At 40.7% G+C, this 20,240-nt stretch carries 16 protein-coding genes; 10 read left to right on the top strand and 6 right to left on the bottom strand.

Annotation, left to right across the window (positions count from 1 at the left end; translation table 11 throughout):
• The first annotated feature begins 155 nt into the window (after nt 1-155).
• Nucleotides 156-1,145 carry a hypothetical protein gene (locus tag AC1XUO_RS08290; protein ID WP_483329300.1) on the top strand — a complete coding sequence of 330 codons (990 nt, stop codon included), beginning with the start codon at nt 156-158 and terminating at the stop codon, nt 1,143-1,145.
• A gap of 388 nt (nt 1,146-1,533) precedes the next feature.
• On the opposite strand, the gene AC1XUO_RS08285 is transcribed toward AC1XUO_RS08290, so the two are convergent.
• The 4 genes from AC1XUO_RS08285 to AC1XUO_RS08270 form a co-directional block, all read right to left on the bottom strand.
• A complete protein-coding gene (locus AC1XUO_RS08285; protein WP_483329299.1) occupies nt 1,534-2,604 on the bottom strand; it encodes a dipeptidase in 1,071 nt (356 codons plus the stop codon).
• A 75-nt stretch (nt 2,605-2,679) separates the two neighbouring features.
• Nucleotides 2,680-3,789 carry a D-TA family PLP-dependent enzyme gene (locus AC1XUO_RS08280; protein WP_483329298.1) on the bottom strand — a complete coding sequence of 370 codons (1,110 nt, stop codon included), beginning with the start codon at nt 3,787-3,789 and terminating at the stop codon, nt 2,680-2,682.
• 99 nt (nt 3,790-3,888) lie between these two features.
• Nucleotides 3,889-4,359, bottom strand: a complete 471-nt coding sequence (locus AC1XUO_RS08275) for a RidA family protein (RefSeq protein ID WP_483329297.1) — start codon at nt 4,357-4,359, stop codon at nt 3,889-3,891.
• A gap of 70 nt (nt 4,360-4,429) precedes the next feature.
• A complete protein-coding gene (locus AC1XUO_RS08270; protein ID WP_483329296.1) occupies nt 4,430-5,734 on the bottom strand; it encodes a gluconate:H+ symporter in 1,305 nt (434 codons plus the stop codon).
• A 530-nt stretch (nt 5,735-6,264) separates the two neighbouring features.
• Here AC1XUO_RS08270 and gyrA point away from each other — a divergent pair.
• Nucleotides 6,265-8,895 (top strand): DNA gyrase subunit A, encoded by a 2,631-nt coding sequence (gene gyrA, locus AC1XUO_RS08265; protein ID WP_483329295.1) that lies wholly within the window; start codon nt 6,265-6,267, stop codon nt 8,893-8,895.
• A 72-nt stretch (nt 8,896-8,967) separates the two neighbouring features.
• Nucleotides 8,968-10,398, top strand: coding sequence for a tetratricopeptide repeat protein (locus tag AC1XUO_RS08260; protein WP_483329294.1), 1,431 nt, complete (start codon nt 8,968-8,970; stop codon nt 10,396-10,398).
• A gap of 301 nt (nt 10,399-10,699) precedes the next feature.
• Here the strand turns inward: AC1XUO_RS08260 and AC1XUO_RS08255 are convergent, their stop codons facing one another.
• Together AC1XUO_RS08255 and AC1XUO_RS08250 are read right to left on the bottom strand one after the other, a co-directional pair.
• Entirely contained in the window at nt 10,700-10,984 is a 285-nt protein-coding gene (locus AC1XUO_RS08255; protein ID WP_483329293.1) for a type II toxin-antitoxin system RelE family toxin, read from the bottom strand.
• Complete coding sequence (locus AC1XUO_RS08250) at nt 10,975-11,265, bottom strand: hypothetical protein (protein ID WP_483329292.1); 291 nt, start codon at nt 11,263-11,265, stop codon at nt 10,975-10,977. The genes AC1XUO_RS08255 and AC1XUO_RS08250 overlap by 10 nt, the downstream gene beginning before the upstream one ends.
• A gap of 170 nt (nt 11,266-11,435) precedes the next feature.
• Here AC1XUO_RS08250 and AC1XUO_RS08245 point away from each other — a divergent pair, with 170 nt between their 5' ends.
• The 7 genes from AC1XUO_RS08245 to AC1XUO_RS08215 all read left to right on the top strand — a co-directional run bounded on the left by AC1XUO_RS08245 (nt 11,436) and on the right by AC1XUO_RS08215 (nt 20,154).
• Nucleotides 11,436-12,122: a response regulator transcription factor gene (locus AC1XUO_RS08245; RefSeq protein ID WP_483329291.1), complete on the top strand. Its 687-nt coding sequence runs from the start codon at nt 11,436-11,438 to the stop codon at nt 12,120-12,122.
• A gap of 19 nt (nt 12,123-12,141) precedes the next feature.
• Complete coding sequence (locus AC1XUO_RS08240) at nt 12,142-12,882, top strand: carbon-nitrogen hydrolase family protein (RefSeq protein WP_483329290.1); 741 nt, start codon at nt 12,142-12,144, stop codon at nt 12,880-12,882.
• 3 nt (nt 12,883-12,885) lie between these two features.
• The gene (locus AC1XUO_RS08235; RefSeq protein WP_483329289.1) at nt 12,886-14,253 is read left to right on the top strand and encodes a HAMP domain-containing sensor histidine kinase; all 1,368 of its coding nucleotides are present in this window, start codon (nt 12,886-12,888) and stop codon (nt 14,251-14,253) included.
• Between the two features lie 164 nt (nt 14,254-14,417).
• Nucleotides 14,418-15,674 carry a TolC family protein gene (locus tag AC1XUO_RS08230; protein WP_483329288.1) on the top strand — a complete coding sequence of 419 codons (1,257 nt, stop codon included), beginning with the start codon at nt 14,418-14,420 and terminating at the stop codon, nt 15,672-15,674.
• A gap of 4 nt (nt 15,675-15,678) precedes the next feature.
• Nucleotides 15,679-16,689, top strand: coding sequence for an efflux RND transporter periplasmic adaptor subunit (locus tag AC1XUO_RS08225; protein ID WP_483329287.1), 1,011 nt, complete (start codon nt 15,679-15,681; stop codon nt 16,687-16,689).
• A gap of 15 nt (nt 16,690-16,704) precedes the next feature.
• On the top strand, nt 16,705-17,007 hold the full coding sequence (locus AC1XUO_RS08220; protein WP_483329286.1) for a DUF190 domain-containing protein: 303 nt from the start codon (nt 16,705-16,707) through the stop codon (nt 17,005-17,007).
• Nucleotides 17,008-20,154, top strand: coding sequence for an efflux RND transporter permease subunit (locus AC1XUO_RS08215; RefSeq protein ID WP_483329285.1), 3,147 nt, complete (start codon nt 17,008-17,010; stop codon nt 20,152-20,154).
• Nucleotides 20,155-20,240: the final 86 nt, after the last annotated feature.

The following is a 20,240-nucleotide window of genomic DNA, read 5'->3' as shown; positions in this document are numbered from 1 at the left end:
TTGTAATTATTTTAGATATTTTGTGATGAAATTGTTAAGGAGTGAAGTTGTATCCAAGAAAGGTTTTTTTGTGCAACTCAATTTATTGATGGTTGTATATACGTAACAATTGCAATAAATTGCAGTGTTATACCTCACACATACGCTATTAAACTATGATTCGAACAGCTGTCATCTTGCTCATATTATTTGTTAAGTCAGCGATATTCGCTAAGTCTGCTTCTGACACATTGAAGAAAGTGTCGGTAGTCGTTACAATCAATAAAGATATACAAAGTTTAAACGCGGTAGAGCAAGTTATTTTACGAAACTGGGAACATTATTTGAATGCCATTGACACACTAAATTATCATTCACAGGATCTTTGGTGCGCTGAAGAAAAAGATAAATATTGGTTTCCGGATATTGAATTAATATTCTTATCCAGTCAAACAGGTGGTTTTAGAAATTATTCGCCCGTCTTATTGAGTATCCAAAAAAAGGATTCCATTTATATTCTTAAAACTGCATTTATAAGTTCTGAAAAAAATCTCCATTCCATTTTCAATGTGATTGTTAAAAAAAATGCCCATGGGGCGTTTGTATTTTCCAGATATCAGGATTTCTACACAAAAAATTGGATTTCTACGCAGGTGGGAAGTATTCTGTTCTTTTATCAAGATAACGCGAAATTTAACTATGCGCAAGCTGAAAAATCAGCCATTTTAAGTGATAGCTTGGCCAAGTTATTTGACGTTCAAACCTTTCAGTCCAAGTATTATGTTTTTCAAAATACTGAGGAACGATTAAGAGGTCAGGGCTACGATTACACATATTTAATGTATAATACAATTCAAGAATCTGCCGAAAACGATCCTAATAACAGAATAATAAATTCTGGAACAGGTGCAGCGTATGATCGACATGAAATTGCGCATACCTATTTGAATCAAGCTTATTGGAATACACTATCCAACTTTGTTAATGAAGGAATGGCCACTTTCTTGGGTGGGAACATAGAAAAGTCAAAAAAGAAAGAATTAGAAAATCTAAAAAAGTACCTTAAAGAGCATCCGGATCTTGATTTAAATGAAGTAGTGTCGATCAGGGGGCGGTCTGAAGATAAGACAAATATCATGTACGCACTTTCCGCATTTATTTGTTAGAAGATTTATGAAAAATCTGGTATCGAAGGTCTAAAAAGATTGTGTCTGGCGGGTCCATTGGATAGGGACGCTTACCCGGTTATAGAGGAAATTTTAAATGTCAAAAAAGCTGAATTGAATAATTATCTTAGAAACGAGATTGCTAAAGTTATTTATACTGGCAACTAAGTTCGGAAGGGATTGGAGATGACTTGGACAATGTAGTCAGGTAGTTATTAACATCAGCGCATTTGCTTATTGCAATGCCAGTCTGAGGAACACGCATTCCAGTTCTTTGCTGGTAGCTGTTGAAAGGAAAATAGGTGTGTTCGAAAATCGTAGTAAAAAAGAACAAGCTGAATAGACCCAGGTCCATTCAGCCCATGGGAAAAATAAAAACTTCAAATAATCATAACCAAGATCGTTCCAGGAAATCAACCCAGTTTTTCCACATGATCTGCTCAATATCATTTTCAGAATATCCTCGTTTACTAAGAATTCCAGTGATGGATTGTAGGTCGGCAATAGAATCCATATCGCCTGGAGCTTGTTCTTTTCCAAACGCACCATCAAGATCTGATCCTATTCCGACGTGCGAGGCATTGCCTGCCAGCTGACAGATATGGTCGATGTGTTCTGCAATATGTTCAATAACCAAACCTGTATTTTGAGGCGTCGACTTTCCCCGAACCCAGCCGGGAATCATCATCCAGGCGTCAAACGCCATTCCGATTACTGCCTTTCTGCTGATTAACTCATTAATCATTTCGTCAGAATACTGACGGTTATGTGGTGTGATTTTTCTTGTAAGGTTATGACTTGCCCAAACCGGTCCCTGATAAATTTTCATAGCATCCCAGAATGCGCTGTCGCATAAGTGCGTGGCGTCGAGGATCATATTTAATTTATCCATTTCAGCGAGCAGGTCTTTGCCTTTTTGAGACAATGGTTGATCCGAATCGGTTCCGTATGCATAAACACCCGGGCCATAATGAGCCGGACCTACGGCGCGAAGCCCATAATGATAGGCTATTTCCAGATTTTTTAAGGAAATCAGAGAATCTGCACCTTCGAGGCTTAGTATATAACCAATGGGCAGTTTTTCGTTTGACGCTGCATTTTTCCAAAGTGCAAGGTGTTTGCGTAACCCTGGCAAGTCCCTAATCTGAACCATTTCACCTGCTTCTTCCATGGCCTGATACCAGGCAATCTGCGCCTGTGTTTGTGCCCAGGCCTGCGCCTGAGAATGCCAGCCAGGAATTTTGCTATCCGGTTTTACAAAGCGGGCGATCTGTGTGGCTACACATAAACCAATGTTTCCTTTGCGCATTTCCGGAAAACTTACAACACCAAGGCCACGATCGGGTTTGTCTGTTAATTTTTTTTCCCGATCACGAATGGCTTGAAGATCCTGGGTAAGGTCACGGTTCCATTCCACAGCATTCATGGAAAGGTCCAGATGGGCATCAAAAAGAAACATATTTGACTAATGATTGAATTTTAGAATATTGAATGAGAGAATTGGTGCTCATTCAAGGTTTAGGATTTTTCTATTTTAAATGGTCAGGCGGCGGTTTCTGGCAATAATTTTCCACTCATCAACGATGTCGCCACTTTCAACCACCGACGCATATTCGTGCAAGGCAACTGACGGGCAGACGTGATAGGGAAGTGCATAAAATACATCGCCAATGTTGATTGATTCCCAGGCCTCTTCGCCGATCTGGAGTACGCCATGCTCTTCACTTTGTCCGGTTACGGTATAACCTTTGAGGTTTAGCAAAAGAAAACGTTTGTCAATCGGATTTTCGCCGGAAACAGCCTTATGACCTAAGTCTATCGTTACAATGCCAGCAGCAGGTTTCGATACCACTCTTGTTAAAATAAGGGCGGCGTGTAAAAATGGCTGTTCATCAAATTGGTCACCATATCCCCAGTCCCAAAGTACATTTGTCCCGGGACTCAGCAAAACATTCGGACGAAGCGCGTGAACTGTGAAAGTTGGAGAGCCTCCCGCAATGACAACTGGTTCGGTACCAATATCTTCTCTGATCAGATCTAATAGTGGAAGCACTTTTTCAAAATCTTCGTCGCTATGTGCTTTTCGCTCAGAAAACTCGGGATTTCTGATGTGGCCGTCGTAAACATGAACACCGGATACGGAAACGTTGGATAAGCCGGAAAGGAACCTGTATAAAGAAAGAAGTAATCCGTTGGTCGGGTGCCCGGAGCGGTTCATCCCGTTGTTGACATCTATAAATATGGTAGAAACAAAATCTTTACTTGCTGAATATTCTTCCAGTGCCTGTGCAGATTGCTCGTTATCAACTAGTGAAGAAAAAGTAGTTTCAGGATATTTTTTTCGAAGTTCAAATAGTCGCTGAATGTTAATGTCTGTCAATTGATACGCAATTAAAACCCATTTTCCACCCGCTTCGGCAATCATTTCAGCTTCGGCAATCGTCGCACATTTGAATTTTGATACACCTGCATTCAACTGGATCTTGACAATTTCACCTGTTTTATGTGTTTTAACATGTGGCACTAACCGATTCACATCACCGGCCATATGAACCATACTGCGAATATTATTCTCGATTCTGTCTTTGTAAAAAAGAAGAGAAGGGGAAATTACTTCTTCTGGTTTGTTGAGCAGATACCACATTGTGTTTTTGGGTTGTATTTGGTGAAAATAAAAATTGCTGACTGGAATTAGTAAATCATTGTTATTCAAGACCATTCAAATCAGCAATTTGAGGCATTCCTAGTTATCTTCCAGTTCAAACATTGCTTCAATTTCAACAGGAATATTATCTGGTAAGGTTCCCATACCTACGGCACTTCTTACGCCTATTCCATTTTCTTCACCCCAAACCTTCGCAAACAATTCACTACATCCATTGATTACATAAGGATGGCGCTCAAAATCAGTTGTCGCATTCACCATTCCTAAAATCTTGATGACCCGCTTGATACGGTTCAGACTCCCTAAATTAGCTTTCAGCGTCGATAATATTGTAAGACCCACCTGGCGTGCGGCAAGTTTTCCTTCTTCAACATCGAGGTCGGCACCGATACGGCCAATGATCAGACTTCCGTCGTCCTGAACGGTACCGTGGCCGGAAACATATACCCAGCGATTGTCAACAATAAGATATGGTTTATAAACGCCAAGAGGTTTTGGAGCCGGCGGTAAATTAAGTCCCAGTGCTTCGAAATTGGATTCAGGAGTCATGCAAAAGTTAAGATAAGGATAATTAATAGTATTGTTTTTTGAAAGATGCAAAAGTCACAGTCGATTACTCTTAAACAAACAAATTTAATACTAAAACACCCAACAAACCCATAACTGAGACTATTGTTTCCATGACCGACCATGTCAGCAACGTATCTTTAATACTCAAATTAAAATATTCTTTAAATAACCAGAAGCCGCCGTCGTTTAAATGGGAGAACATTAGACTTCCTGAACCGATAGACAAAACGATCAATTCGGGAGCAACAGGCGAGTGAATAAGCAAAGGGGAGAGTATACCCACTGTTGTTAATCCTGCAACGGTGGCTGAACCAACGCAAACGCGGATGATAGCGGCAATTCCCCAGCTCAGAACAATCGGGGATATATCAATACCGACCAAACCTTCTGCAATGTAGTTGCTCACGCCGCTTGCCGTCATGATCTCTTTAAAAACGCCAGCACCGGCAATGATCAACAGAATAACTGAAACGCCCTTGAACGCTTCTTCCATTGACTTACTGATACCTTTCATATTCAAACCACGCTGAATACCGAGGGTAAACGCAGCGAAAAGTACAGAAATCAGCATTCCAAAATAAGGTTCGGCAAGTAACGCAATGGCCTGATTGTCAGGATAAAGATTTTTAATTCCTGACATGGCCGTTAGGAGAAATACCGGAAGCAAAGCTGTAACAATACTAATACCCAAACCCGGTAATTCAGAGGTTGGTCTTGGTTTAACATTGAACAAATCTGCGTCCGGTTTGGGCGTAAACCTTTTCAGGGTACTTCCAAATATAGGGCCCGCAATGGCGATTGCCGGGATTGATACCATCAAACCATAAAACAAAGTTTTTCCTAAATCTGCATTAAGCTGACTGGCAATAGCGGCCGGAGATGGGTGAGGAGGTAAGTAACCATGAGCGACAGATAATGCGGAAAGCATCGGGATACCCACATACAATAAAGGAAGCCGGGCCGTAGCACTGATCATGAAAATCAGCGGGACCACAATGACAAAACCGGCATTGTAAAATAGTGGAATTCCGATTACAAATCCTGCCAGCGCCATTCCCCATTGAATATACTTCTGCCCGAACACGCCAATTAACGCATCCGTTATCCGTTGCGCGGCACCGCTGTCGGCAACGAGCTTCCCAAGCATGGCACCAAAACCTACGATCAAGACCAGGTCGCCAAGCGTACCGCCGACGCCTTTCTGAATTGCTTTACTTACTGTCACAACGTCAAGTCCGCTAGCAAGTCCTAAACCGATTGATACCAAAAGAAATGAGATGAAAGTATCAATTTTGAGCCATGCGATAAGCAGAATCAAGAATAAAATAGAAAGAAATGTCAGTAATAAAGGCATAGAAAGGAATTTAGGAAAATAGGTTTTTTACTTATAAGGACGCATACTAACAAATTTAACGATTGAACAGTATTTACTTTCCGATTTATTATTTCAAAAAATAGATGCAAACCAAAATTGTTACCTAAATAACAGCCTGAAAGGCTTACTATCTCAGCCCATGCGGCACGTTAACAAATTTAACGATTGAACAGTATTTACTTTCCGATTTATTATTTCAAAAAATAAATGCAAACCAAAATTTCAACCTAAATAACAGCCAGAAAGGCTTACTATCTCAGACCTTGCGGCACGCGTGGGAACGCCGGGAACGTCGAAAACCCGAATAATTCCTACCCACAATTAATCCTAAATTCCCCAGGATCACAACGATATAAAACGAATGTAGAATATGCCTTCAAGAAGTTTGTTAGAATGCCTAAAAATAGCGAAATTTGACTTTTTAGTAGTAACGGTATTGTAATAATCAAGTGAGTATTTGAATAATATCAATCTCTCATTTTAAATTTTTGATTCTTTTCTAATTGTTTATGGCAGAATCTTCAGGTGAAAACATTATCCCCATTAATATTGAGGATGAAATGCGAGGAGCATACATCGATTACTCGATGTCAGTTATTATTTCCCGCGCTTTACCCGACGTTCGCGATGGTTTGAAACCGGTGCACAGACGTGTTTTATATGGTATGTCTGATTTGGGTGTTAGCTACAATAAATCCCATAAAAAATCAGCTCGTATAGTAGGGGAGGTTTTAGGTAAGTATCACCCGCATGGTGATGCTTCGGTTTATAACACAATGGTTCGTATGGCTCAGCCATGGTCGCTGCGTTATATGCTGGTGGACGGACAAGGGAACTTTGGATCCGTTGATGGTGATTCTCCCGCGGCGATGCGTTACACAGAAGCAAGATTAAAACGACTTGCCGATGAATTGTTAAATGATCTCGGTAAGGATACGGTTGATTTTCAGCCCAATTTCGATGACTCTCTTGAAGAACCGACCGTTCTTCCTGCAAAATTTCCGAATTTGCTTGTCAATGGATCGTCAGGTATTGCGGTGGGGATGGCGACAAACATGGCACCGCACAATTTGTCGGAAGTTGTGGATGGCGTGCTTGCTTACATCGATAATAACGATATTGAGATTTCCGAGTTGATGCAACACGTGAAAGCTCCTGATTTCCCGACCGGAGGTATTATATACGGATATCAGGGCGTGCGTGCCGCAATGGAAACAGGTCGCGGCCGTATCATTGTGCGTGCGAAGGCATCTTTTGACGTGACGAAAACGGGTCGTGAACAGATCATCGTTACGGAGATTCCTTACATGACCAATAAGGCGACCATGATTGAAGGTATCGCCGGCTTGATTAATAATAAAAAACTGGATGGTATTTCGGATATCCGTGATGAATCGGATAGAGACGGAATGCGTATTGTTTTCGATCTTAAAAAGGATGCGATTCCGAATATTGTTCTGAATCACCTTTACAAATACACGCCGCTTCAATCATCTTTCAGTGTAAATAATGTGGCGCTTGTAAAAGGCCGCCCCGTGATGTTGAACCTGAAAGATCTGATCAAACATTTCATCGATCACCGTATCATCGTGATTACACGTCGTACGGAATATGAATTGCGTGAAGCAGAAAAGAGAGCACATATTTTACAAGGTTTAATTATTGCGCTTGATAATCTTGATGCAGTAATTGCTTTGATCCGCAGTGCCCGTGACCCGGAAATTGCGAAAAATGGTTTGATGGAGAATTTTGCGTTAAGTGAAATTCAGGCCAAAGCCATTCTTGAACTTCGTCTGCAAAGATTGACAGGTCTTGAAAGAGATAAGATTATTAAGGAGTATGACGAAATAATGCTCGTGATTACAGATTTGAAAGACATTCTTGCCAATGAATACCGCAAGTATGACATTATCAAAACTGAATTAACGGATATCAAGGATCGCTACGGTGATGCACGTCGTACGCAAATTGAATTTGCTGCTGAGGAATTCAGTGACGAAGATATGATCCCTGATGAAGAAATGCTTATTACCATTTCTCATGAAGGTTACATCAAACGTACGCCATTGGCTGAGTATCGGACACAGACAAGGGGTGGGGTAGGTTCCCGTGGTGTAAAAACCAAGGATACCGATTTCACTGAACATTTGTTCTCGGCTACAATGTTAAATTATCTGCTCATCTTTACCGAATACGGTAAGTTGTTCTGGATGAAGGTGTATGAAGTGCCGGAAGGAAGCAAAACATCAAAAGGAAGGCCGATTCAGAATTTGATCAGCCTTGAAAACGGTGATTCTATTCGATCGGTAATCAATGTTCGTACTTTGACAAATGAGGATTATATCAACAATAATTACCTCATTATGTGTACAGAGCAAGGTACGATTAAGAAAACTTTACTTGAAGCTTATTCTCGTCCACGTACAAACGGTATCATCGCAATCTCGATTAAAGAGGGCGACCGGTTGTTAAATGTTGCCCTGACAAATGGGGATAATGACATCGTGATTGCTTCAAGTGCTGGTCGTGCCGTACGATTCAATGAAAAAGGAGTGAGGCCAATGGGAAGAACAGCCGCTGGTGTTCGTGGTATTAACCTGACTGATCCTGCAAATAAGGTTATCGGTATGGTTTGTATCAATCGTGAAGATGCACAATTGTTGGTTGTTTCTGAAAATGGATTTGGAAAACGCTCATTGATTGATAGTTACCGCGTCACGAACCGTGGTGGTAAAGGAGTGTCAACGATGAATGCGACCGATAAAGTTGGAAAACTTGTAGCCATTCGCGAAGTTACCGAACAGGACGATTTGATGATCATCACAAGAAACGGTATTGCCATTCGTATGAGTGTTCTTGATATTCGTCAGGCCGGACGTAACACCCAGGGTGTTAAACTGATCCGTCTTAACAATTCTGATGAAATCACCTCGGTAACCCGAATCCTGAAAGATCCGGATGAAAAGGCGGAGGAACTGGACGAAGATGGAAACGTGATCGTAAGCGATGTAACTGATTCACTGATCATAAAAGGAGATGATGCGGAAGTGATAGAAGATGATATCGCGGATGAAATTGAAAGTGGAGATGACGAAGACGAGGATGCTGAAAATGACGATTCTGACGCGCCAGAGGCATGATTTTTATAATAATTAAGATTAATTATTAATATTTGTATTTTAGTAATGTTCATTCACAACCAATCGAGATCTATGAAAAAAATGTTTTTTGTTTCTGCACTTGGCCTTATTAGCTTTTCTGCATTTTCGCAGGATGCTATTAACAAGGCGATGGTAGATCAACTCCGCAAGGATAAAGAAAAAAGCGATAAAGGGGTATCAGATCCAAAAGCAAGTGCAAAAGCAGCTTTTTGGATGGATCGTGCTACCACTTATTCTTCCATAGCATCACAAAGTTCTGAGTTAGATTCAAGTGCTGCAAAAACTGCTTTTGAAGCATATAAAAAAGCTGCCGAAATTGATCCCAAAAAAGCGAAAGATGCTCAGAAGTTTCTAACCGGAGAGGATCCTTCTTTGTTCAACGCTTTTGTAAGACAAGGAGCAGAAAAATATCAGAATAAAAACCTTGTTGGTGCTTTGGAAATGTTCCAGTTGGCGCAGCAAGTAAACGCGAAAGATACACTTGCAAGTTTGTACGGCGGTATTGCTGCGCAGCAAATCGACAAGAAAGAAGAAGCAAAAACTCAATTTGAGAAATATGCTGAAAACGGAGGAAAAGATCCAAGTGTATTCTACGGTCTTGCTCAATTGTATCGCGCAGAGAATAACTTCGATAAAGCGGTTGCAACTTTGAATAAAGGTTTGGAACGTTCCCCAAATAACAAAGATCTTAAATCTGAGGTTGTTAACATTTTATTAGCTTCCGGTAAAGAAGATCAGGCGATTGCCGAGTTGACTAACCTTACGAAATCTGATCCAACAAATGTTCAGAATATCGTGAACCTTGGTATTCTTTATGATAACATGAATACCAAATTGGGTACGAAAATCAAAGAAGTGCAAGGTAAATTGGGATCCGGAACTACTAAATCAGCTGAACTAACCAAGAAGTTGGAAGCTGAAAAAGGGAAGATTGAGATTTACGATGGAGAAATTAAACGTATTGGTGCTTTAATTAAAAAAGCTCCGAAACCTGACTTGAAGCGCCAGTTGGCTGACGTTACAGCTAAAAAGAAAGAAGCGACAGAAGCAATCGTTTCAATCCAGGGAGAGATTAAAACTGCGGAAGAAGCTGCCAAAGGAAATGATAATACGGCGCTTGAAAAAGAATTGGCAGATTTGAAAGCTAAAAAAGCGACAGCAAATAACGAAGCAATCGCTGCATACAAAAAAGTTCTGGAACTTGATGCTGCCAATTACGATGCGCTTTATAACCTTGGTGTTTTCTACTTTAACGAAGCTGTTGAATTGAAACGTGAAGTTGACAACATGAGCATGACGGAATACCAGGCAAAAGGTAAAGAAGTTGAAGGTCGTGTTTGTGGCCGTTTCAAAAAGGCAAAACCATACTTCGAGAAAGCGATCCAGGTTAAGGACGAAGCAGATGCAAAAGAAAACCTTGCTACTGTAAACAGTGTACTTGAACAATTTGCTGGAAAGCAGGTCGTATGTGTTGAAGAATAAGAAGTAATTCAAATTTGGAAGGAAGATACTATTTCATAGTATCTTCCTTTTTTTGACAGATAATCTATTTAACATAATATAAATTATACAACAAATAGATATCGATTTTCAGGCTCTGAGAATTCATTGTAGCGAGCTGTGGGTCGATCAGAATGATTTGATTAAACCTAAGGAGTTCGTATTGGAAAAATTGGTGTTATAATTACTTGAAAACCAATTTAGTGAAGCTGAATTTTTTTAAATTTTTTCTGAGAAATCAAAACCAAATTCAGTGATAAATGATCCCGGTATTGACTTTAAGTTATTTTGGAGGAAAATGTTTATAAACATCACCGCGCGAGTATATTGTAATGAAATGTAATATGTGAATTTGACCATTAATGTATTTCAATCCGATCCGCCAATCTCCGACTCTAATCTTATAAAAGCCCTTATTTTGTTTGCCTTTTATTTCTTCGCATCCTGGTATATCATAGATGTTGCTGGACTTTTCGGCAATTTCCAAAACTTCGAAAGCTTGTTTCTGAATATAGTCTGGACATTTTTTTAATTCCTTCGAAAAAGATTTGGCCAATGTTATTTCCACCCCATTTCTTCTTTAAAGTTTGAATAACTTATGGTTTCTTCCTTCTCTTTTTTTTTCAAAATCTCGCTAAAGTAAAAATCCTCCAACTCCTCATTTTCAATCAGAACCAGAATTTTCTCCATTTCATCATCACTCCAATTACCTCTTTGCTTTTTAACCGAGAATAAGGTCGGCTGCATCCCTATCTTCTCAGCTAAATACGAATTTTTATACCCTGATTTATTGATCAGATTGCCCATATTCCTTTTGAGCTCTTTATAATTTTGAATGACCTCTATCATATTGATTTTTTATATAACAAATAACATAATATAAATATAGAAAAAAGTATATAAACCTATATTTCTTTGGGTGCAAATTATTGCAACTTTTTCAATTTTGCAAAAGAGTATCCAGGGTAACCGATTCTCTTAAAATCATAGTATGTTTGTAGAAGTAACAAATCTGGTGTATGAATATCCTGGTCATTGAAGACGAAGAAAGGCTGGCAATTCTGGTAAAACAGGGATTGGATGATAATGGGTATACAACAACCCTCGCCTTTGACGGCCTGACAGGTAAATACATGGCCATTCAAAATGATTACGATCTGATAATCATGGATATAATTTTGCCAGGCATCAATGGAATAGATTTATGCAAGGAAGTGCGAAGTGTAAAACCGGATATACCCATTTTAATGTTGACCGCTCTCGGAACAACCAACAATAAAGTGGAAGCTTTTGACGCAGGTGCAGATGATTACCTGGTGAAACCATTTGATTTTAGAGAGCTGCATGTAAGGTTACGCGCTCTGACAAAACGTAGTGCGGTCAATGCGAAACGCCAGGATTATATTTTAAAATATGCCGACCTGGAATTGAACGACAAAACAAAAATCGTGAAGCGTTCGGGAGTTGAAATTGTTTTGACTCCGAAGGAATTCAAGTTGCTGGAATATATGATGCAAAATAATGAACGCGTTTTGTCAAGGACGGAAATCGCTGATAAGGTTTGGGATACGCATTTTGATACCGGGACGAATTTCATTGATGTATATATCAATTATCTTCGAAAGAAAGTTGACAAGAATTTTGAACAAAAATTAATCCATACAAAACCTGGGATGGGATTTATTCTTAGAACAGGAGAATTATAATTTTATTACCCGCAAGATCATGATCGTCGCAGCTGCCCAAACGATTCCTAAAAGAAAAAGTACTACCGAAAATCTGGAAGACCATTATCGGCTCGTAGATCTTGCTGCAGATCATGGAGCTCAGCTTATTGTATTTCCCGAGATGTCACTCACCGGATATGAGCGCGAATTTGCTGCCGAACTGTCGTTTGAAAAAAATGATGCGCGACTGGATAAGCTTAAAAATCTGGCTTCTAATAGGAATATCATTATTCTGGCGGGAGCCCCTATCCTTCTGGAATCCGGACTTTATATTGGAATGTTCGTTCTTGAACCAAACCAGCCAGAACGGATTTATACGAAACAATATCTCCATGATGGTGAGGAAATCGTGTTTGTCCCAGGCATTAATAGTGACATTTTGATTAATCTGGAAGGCGAAATTATTTCCCTGGCTATCTGTGCGGACATAACCAATCCGGCTCATCCGGCAAAAGCCGCTGCACTGAATAGCTCACTTTACATAGCCAGTATTTTTTACACGCCCAATGGAATTCAACAAGGGCTTTCGGATCTACAAAGTTATGCTAACATGTTTATTATGAATGTGTTAATGTCGAATTTTGGAGGTATGTCTTATGGAATGCAAGCGGCTGGACGAAGTTCGTTTTGGAATGTTGATGGCGAAATAATTGGCGGATTTGACGGCACCGGCGAGGGTTTGCATATTGTAGAAAAGAACAATACTGGCTGGAAGTCAACTGTTATCCAAACCACTTAGGTCATGAAGATACGTACGAAATTAAGTATTCTTTTTACTGTATTGACTGCAACGATCCTTTCAGTTTTCGCAGCATTGGTATACTATTCGGCGTATCAGAGTCGTGAAAACGAGTTTTTTAAAAGGCTGCATCAGGAAACACTTACGAAAGGGAATCTTTTTTTCGAGGCGAAGGTGGATGCACATACTTTGCAGACCATCTATAAAAACAACAGGGAAACGATCAACGAAGTGCAGGTTGCGATTTATGACACATCGTTTAATTTGTTATATCACGATGCCGCAGAGATTGACGAAGTAAAGGAAACAAAACAGATGATAAATCGTATCAGAGCGAAAAAATCTATCCGTTTTTATCAGAATGACTGGCAGGTCGTCGGTTTATTGTTTTCTTATGAAGGAAAAAACTATATTTTGACAGCGTCTGCTTACGATGAATATGGATATAATAAATTAAGAAATTTGAGCAAAACGATATGGCTGGTATTCATTTGTTCAATTGTTTTGATCTATGCGGCGGGAAGATTTTTCTCGCAAAAGGCATTACTTCCCGTTACAGAAATTGTTGCCAACGTGAGAACTATAACTGCTTCAAATCTGGATCTCCGGCTAAGTCATGCGGAAGGAAAGGATGAGCTGGCGGAACTGGCCGATACTTTTAATCAAATGCTGGATCGTCTGGAGAATTCTTTTGATGCTCAGAAACAGTTTGTTTCAAATATTTCTCACGAGGTGAGGACACCGTTAGCAGTGCTGATTACGGAATTAGAATTGTCGACTTATAAGGAGCGGAGTATAGCAGAATATCAGAAAGTGATCAATAATACCTTGATTGACGCGCATCGATTATCCAAGCTTTCCGACAGTTTGCTGGATTTTGCAAAAGCAAGTTTCGATCCACAGGAAATAGGGTTTAAAGAGGTTAGGATAGATGAAGTATTGCTCGATGCAAAACAGAAGGTGCAAAAGGAGATTCCTGAGTACCTGATTGACATACGTTACGAAAACGAATTCGAATACGATAATGAAATTTCAGTAGTGGGGAATGAGTACTTATTGAATGTAGCATTCTCAAATTTGTTGGAGAACGGAGGGAAGTTTTCCAACAATCCGGTTACTACGGTAAATATAAATTTTAATTTTAATAATATCATTTTAATGTTTTCTGATCATGGAATTGGAATTTCTGAGGAAGATTTAAAATTAATTTTCACTCCATTTTTTCGGGGAACTAATAAAAAATTTGCTGAGGGAAATGGTATCGGCCTCTCCCTCACCCAGAAGATTATCTCCCTCCATAAAGGTACTATCTCGGTAACCTCAAAAATCGGTGAAGGGACAATTTTCATGGTAACACTCCCCCACCTTTAAAAGTATATACCTGACCGGCTGTTATTGCGAACCACTCTCCTACGCTTCTAAGGCTGATATTAACGCTCTAATTTTTTTCTAATAATTTTCTATGAGTTCTCTAACGGTGCTTCTTACGAAGTAAATGCACTTTTGCTATCATATTAGCAATCAATAAGAAGGAGATGCATTTTAAAATCCTAAGTACCGCCATCGTTATCACGTTTTGCCTTTTTGAAACGGTATCTGCCCAGACAAATTATAGTTTGCAACAAGCTTTGCAGGCGGCAAAAACGAATAACCCAAATTTGAAAAGGGAACAATTTAATGTAAATGTTGCTGAAACAGATATTATTACGGCAAGTTTACGTCCCAACCCTGTCTTGAACAATCAGTCTTTACAACTGATCAAAGCTTCGAAATTTCCGGATAATAGCAATTGGTCCAATCACTTGAACCGCCAGGTCTGGTGGCAGGTTACCAAGCCGTTCCAAATGCCGCAGTTAAGAAAGAACAAAATTGATTATGCCAATCAGAATGTTATTCTTAACCAGAAAGCGTACACTGAAACGGAACGAAATTTATTTCAGGATGTAGCAAGCAAATGGCTGGACGTATGGTCGGCCCGTAAACAACTTGACATATTAAATATTGCTAAAAGTAATATAGATACTTTGGTGAATATCAATAAAGTACGTTTGAAAAATCAGGTGATCACGACGACCGATCTGGCCAGAACCGAGCTTCTTGCAAATCAGTATAATGTTCAAATGAAGTCTGCCGATCAAAACTATAAAAATGAGATTGTAAATCTGAAATATCTCATGGGCATTCAGGAAGATATAAACGTTGACACGACCGATAATTTTCAGTTTGTTTTTCCTGCGAATGTTGATGATTTGTTACAACAGGCATTACAGTCGCGCAGTGATATTCAGACTTTGAAGTCGACAATCGATGTTGCGAATTCCAATATAAAACTTCAAAAATCAATGGCACTTCCTGTTCCTGAATTAGGTGCAATTTTTAACCCACAGAACGGCGTGCCTTACCTTGGTGTTTATGGAACCATTGCCATTCCGATTTTCTCCCGTAACCAGGGCGAGATAAAAAAATCTCATGTATTGAAACAACAGGCCGAACAGGATTTGCTGGCAACACAATCGCTGATTCAAAGTGAGATTTCAACGGCATATAGCAGTTACATAACCCAGAAGCGGAATCTTCAAAATTTTACCGGATTGCTGGCGCAGTCTCAGACGATTTTAAACAATGTCAAATATTCATATCTGCGCGGCGGAACGACGATTATCGATTTTTTGGAAGCACAGAGAAGCTGGCTGGACACCCAACAACAATACTACGAAACCTTACAACGATACCGTCAGAGCTACATTAAACTATTGTATGCTTCGGGGATCATTAATCAAATCGCGCAATAACATCATGAAGAATTTATTTAAGTACGGCTGGCTGTTTGGAATACTGCTTTTCTCCTGCGAGAAAAAGGCTGAGAAAACCGAGAAGGTGGAAAATATAGAACCGAAGATTACCGAAAACGGCGCGGAAATAGAATTTCCAAAAGCCGAAAGTGTTAAATTTTTTCAAACCGAAACAATTGGCAGCAGCTCCTTGACTGCTGACATAACAGCTCCAGCGACGGTCTCAGCGACAGTGGTCAGGTCCAATGAAGGCGCGTCTCAGAATATTGTTTTGTTTCAAAATCCGGATCTTGCCGGCAGTTATACCCAGCTTATCCAGCATTTGATTACAATTAATCAGATTCAAAATGTAAATATAAAACAGCGGAAAATTGAATTAAGTCGCGTTCAGGATTTGCAGCAACACGGCGCCGCTACGGGTAAGGATTTACTAGACGCACAGACGGCAATGTCGATGGAACAAACCAATCTGTCCAATGAAAGAGCCGCATTAATTGAGCACGAAACCAAATTGAAAGAAGGTGGATTTCAGGCAGATTTGTTGCGTAAGGCGAAGACGGGAACGGCTTATATTACTTGCGATATTCCTGAAAATGCAATAAGTAAAATTCAAAACGGAAGGCAGTGTACAGTACAATTCACTGCTTTTCCAAATGACAAGTTTACAGGGATCATTGATAATGTTGCTGATATGGTAGATCCGACGACGAGGATGGTTAAGCTTCGTGTCAGTATGAATAACGCGGACGGAAAACTTAAAGCGGGTATGTTCGGAACCGTTGGGTTCGGCGTCAGTGAAGGGAAGAATATAAGTGTCAATAAAGATGCGTTGATCACGATACAGGGAAAAAGTTATGTTTTTGTGAAAAAGGGAGCTAACGGCTTTCAGCGTAAAGAGGTTAACATCGGCGATCAGGTTGGCGACCGGATTATCGTTTTTTCCGGATTGGATAATGGCGACTCCGTAGCGATCAAAGGCGTTATGCAGTTGAAAGGACTTTCGTTCGGTTACTAAAACCAGTTAGAAATCATGTTACAAGCACAAATATTTATCGGAAAAGATCAGTTTTTCCGCGAGCAGCCGCTATATGAGTACATCATGCAACTACTCATGAAAGAGAAAATTCGCGGTGCAACCGTGTTCATCGGAAGACTAGGCTATGACGAAACGAAACACCTGAACAGGCCATATGACTTATTTAGTTTTGACGAAACGCCCGTTTTGATCACATTCATAGACGAAGAAGAAAATGTAAAATCAGCTTTAACAAAGCTTCGAAAAGAAGTAAAAAGCGGGTTTATTATTACACATCACGTAGACCAATGGAATTAGATGATTAAGAACTTGCTTTTTTTTAGTTTACGAAACAGATGGGTGGTCATTTCCATCAGTTTTGTCTTGATGGGTATCGGATACTGGTGTTTTACACAGCTTAAAATTGAGGCATATCCCGATATCGCAGATACCAATGTAATTGTGATCGCTCAATATCCGGGCCGTGCAGCTGAGGAAGTTGAGCAACAGGTTACGGTTCCGATTGAACGTGCGCTTCAAAATACGCCTAATGTTTTAGACCGCAGAAGCCGGACAATTTTTGGACTTTCTGTTGTGCAGCTTACTTTTAAGGACGGAACAGACGATTATTTTGCCAGACAACAGGTTTTGGAACGAGTAGCGGCCGCTGAGTTGCCGGCAGGTGTAGCGCCCGAACTTGCTCCCCTATCAACGGCCGTTGGTGAAATTCTTCGTTATGTTGTGGAAGCGCCACCAACTTTTAGTCCAACGCAATTACGTGATTTGCAGGATTGGGTTATCAAGCCTGCTTTGCTGCAAGTTCCTGGGATTGCAGATGTTACAACATTTGGCGGGCCACTGAAACAATTCCATATTCTTACTTCTCCGCAAAAACTGGTAAAATACGGTTTGTCTTTACAAAACGTTATGGATGCCGTAAATGCAAATAACCAGAATACCGGAGGAAATATTATTTCTCGCGGCGGACAGGGTTTCGCTGTTCGTGGCTTGGGTGCGATTAAGAATGAAAATGATATTCAGAATATTGTTTTAAAATCACAAAATGGCGTCCCGGTATTTCTTCGTGATGTGGCGACTGTGGAAATTACACCGCCGCCACCAAGTGGGGTGATGGGCTATACCATTACAAAAGACAGCGTGGACGTCAGTGGCGGCGTTGAGGGAATTATTTTGCTGCGCCGTTATGAAAACCCGAGCGAAGTATTGAAAGTATTAAAGCAAAGAATGGCGGATTTACAGGGAAGCGAGCTGCCGGAAGGCGTTACTTTACGACCACTTTACGACAGAAGTTTCCTGATCGATCACTCTCTGGAAACCGTTGCCCATACCCTCTTTGAAGGAATTTCGATTGTTATTATTCTATTGATTTTCTTCCTGGGAAGTGTCAGAAGTGCATTGGTTGTTGCGCTCACCATTCCATTTTCCTTGTTGTTCGCTTTTATTTTGATGCGTCTGACCGGTATTCCTGCCAACCTACTTTCGCTCGGCGCGATTGACTTTGGTATCATCGTGGATGGGGCCTGTGTAATGGCCGAACATTTGATCAGAAAATACAGGACCGCAACGGCTGAGGAGAAAAAACAGGGGATTGTGAAGATCACATTGCTTGCCGCGCAGGAAGTTGGTCGTGAAATTTTCTTTTCGGTCACCATCATTATCCTGGCATACATGCCAATTTTACTAATGACTCGGGTAGAAGGAAAATTGTTCTCTCCTATGGCTTTAACGCTCGCATTCGCGGTTATCGGCTCAATGCTGGCGGCGTTAACTTTTATACCAGTGTTAATTTCCTTCGCTTACAAGAAACAATTGGCGAATCCGGACAAGCCTATGAAGGAACACAAGAATTTTATTCTTGACGGACTGACGAACCTTTATGCCAAAACAGTTGCCAATTTTTTGACACATTACAAATCCGCCGTTTTAATTGGGTTTGCTGTTGTGATGGTTTTAGTTCTGTGCGGCGCTAAATTAGGCTCTGAATTTCTTCCAACTCTGGACGAAGGTTCTATCTTTCTGCGTGGAAATTTTGCATCCGGTATCACCATTCAGGAAAACGCAAGTTATGCGCCGAAGATTAGAAGTATCATTGCAAAATATCCGCAGATATCGTTTGTAATTACCCAGTCGGGCCGGAATGATGATGGTACGGATCCATTTCCTGCCAACCGGAACGAGATTCTGATCGGGTTGAAAGACTACGATCTTTGGGCCAAGACAATTACCAAAAAGGAGCTTGTCGATAAAATTAAAAAGGATCTCCAAGCTCAGTTACCTTCGGTTGCTTTCTCTTCCGGTCAGCCAATTATTGATCAGGTAATGGAGATCGTAACGGGAAGCGCGGCCGACCTGGCCATATCGATTGTCGGGGATGATCTGACCATGATGCGCCAGAAAGCGGATAGTATTGCTGCGATTGTAAAACAAACTACCGGTGCGGAAAACGTAAACATAGAACAGGAAGGTCCTCAGGATCAGCTGGCAATCAACATCAATCGCCAGAATGCTGCACGTTTTGGCCTAAATGTCGCCGATATCCAGAATATGATCGAAGCAGCAATCGGTGGCAAGACCATTTCTACCTTGTATGACGGTACGAAGCGTTATGACATTGTTGTGCGTTTCCTGCCAGAGTACAGAAACTCCATTGATGCGATTAAAAACCTTCAAATTCCGTCATTAACCGGTGCTATGATACCAATGAATCAGTTGGCTGATATTCATTTCATAGAAGGTCAGACGAATATTTACCGCTACGGAAGCAAACGAATGGTAACCGTCAGAACGAACATTCGCGGACGTGATCAGGGCGGATTCGTGGCGGAATTGCAGAAGAAACTGGATGCCAAGGTGCATGTTCCAAAAGGTTACAGTATTGTTTACGGCGGTCAGTATGAAAACCTCGAACGTGCGGGAAAACAACTGGCATTCACCATTCCGCTGACCATTGTGATGGTGTTCCTGTTCTTGTTTATGTTATTCAAAAACCTGGCTCACACGATGGTTACTATGAGCTGTATACTTTTCGCGCTTGGTGGTGGAATTGTTGCTTTGCTGATACGTGGCTACTACTTTAACGTTTCTGCCGGCGTCGGCTTTGTAAGTATTTTTGGAATTTCGGTCATGGCCGGTGTACTACTGGTGTCTGCACTCAACCGGGCGTCTTTGAACCCAGATAACGATCTGCGGAGTAATGTTTTATCGGCATCTACTAACCAACTTCGGGCACTTTTGTCGATATTGGTAGTCGCAATTATTGGTTTGGTGCCAGCAGCCATTTCATCAGGAATCGGTTCAGATGTTCAAAGACCTTTATCGACTGTAATCATCGGTGGTCTGACCAGTACCTTAATCTTTGCTCCAATCCTTTTGCCACCGCTATATTTATGGGCAGAAAAACGCAGGAAGGTGAAACCTGCCAAAGACGAGGATAACCTGGACTAAATTGGATGTTTGTCGAAAAGCGTAAAAACTGCCGCGGGTTCGTGTGCGGTTTTTACGCTTTTTAATGTAATGGTCTTGAAACGGCA

The organism is Dyadobacter sp. HNCC25DJ186 (assembly GCF_056895235.1).
This window is presented reverse-complemented; position numbering and strand designations above follow the sequence as displayed.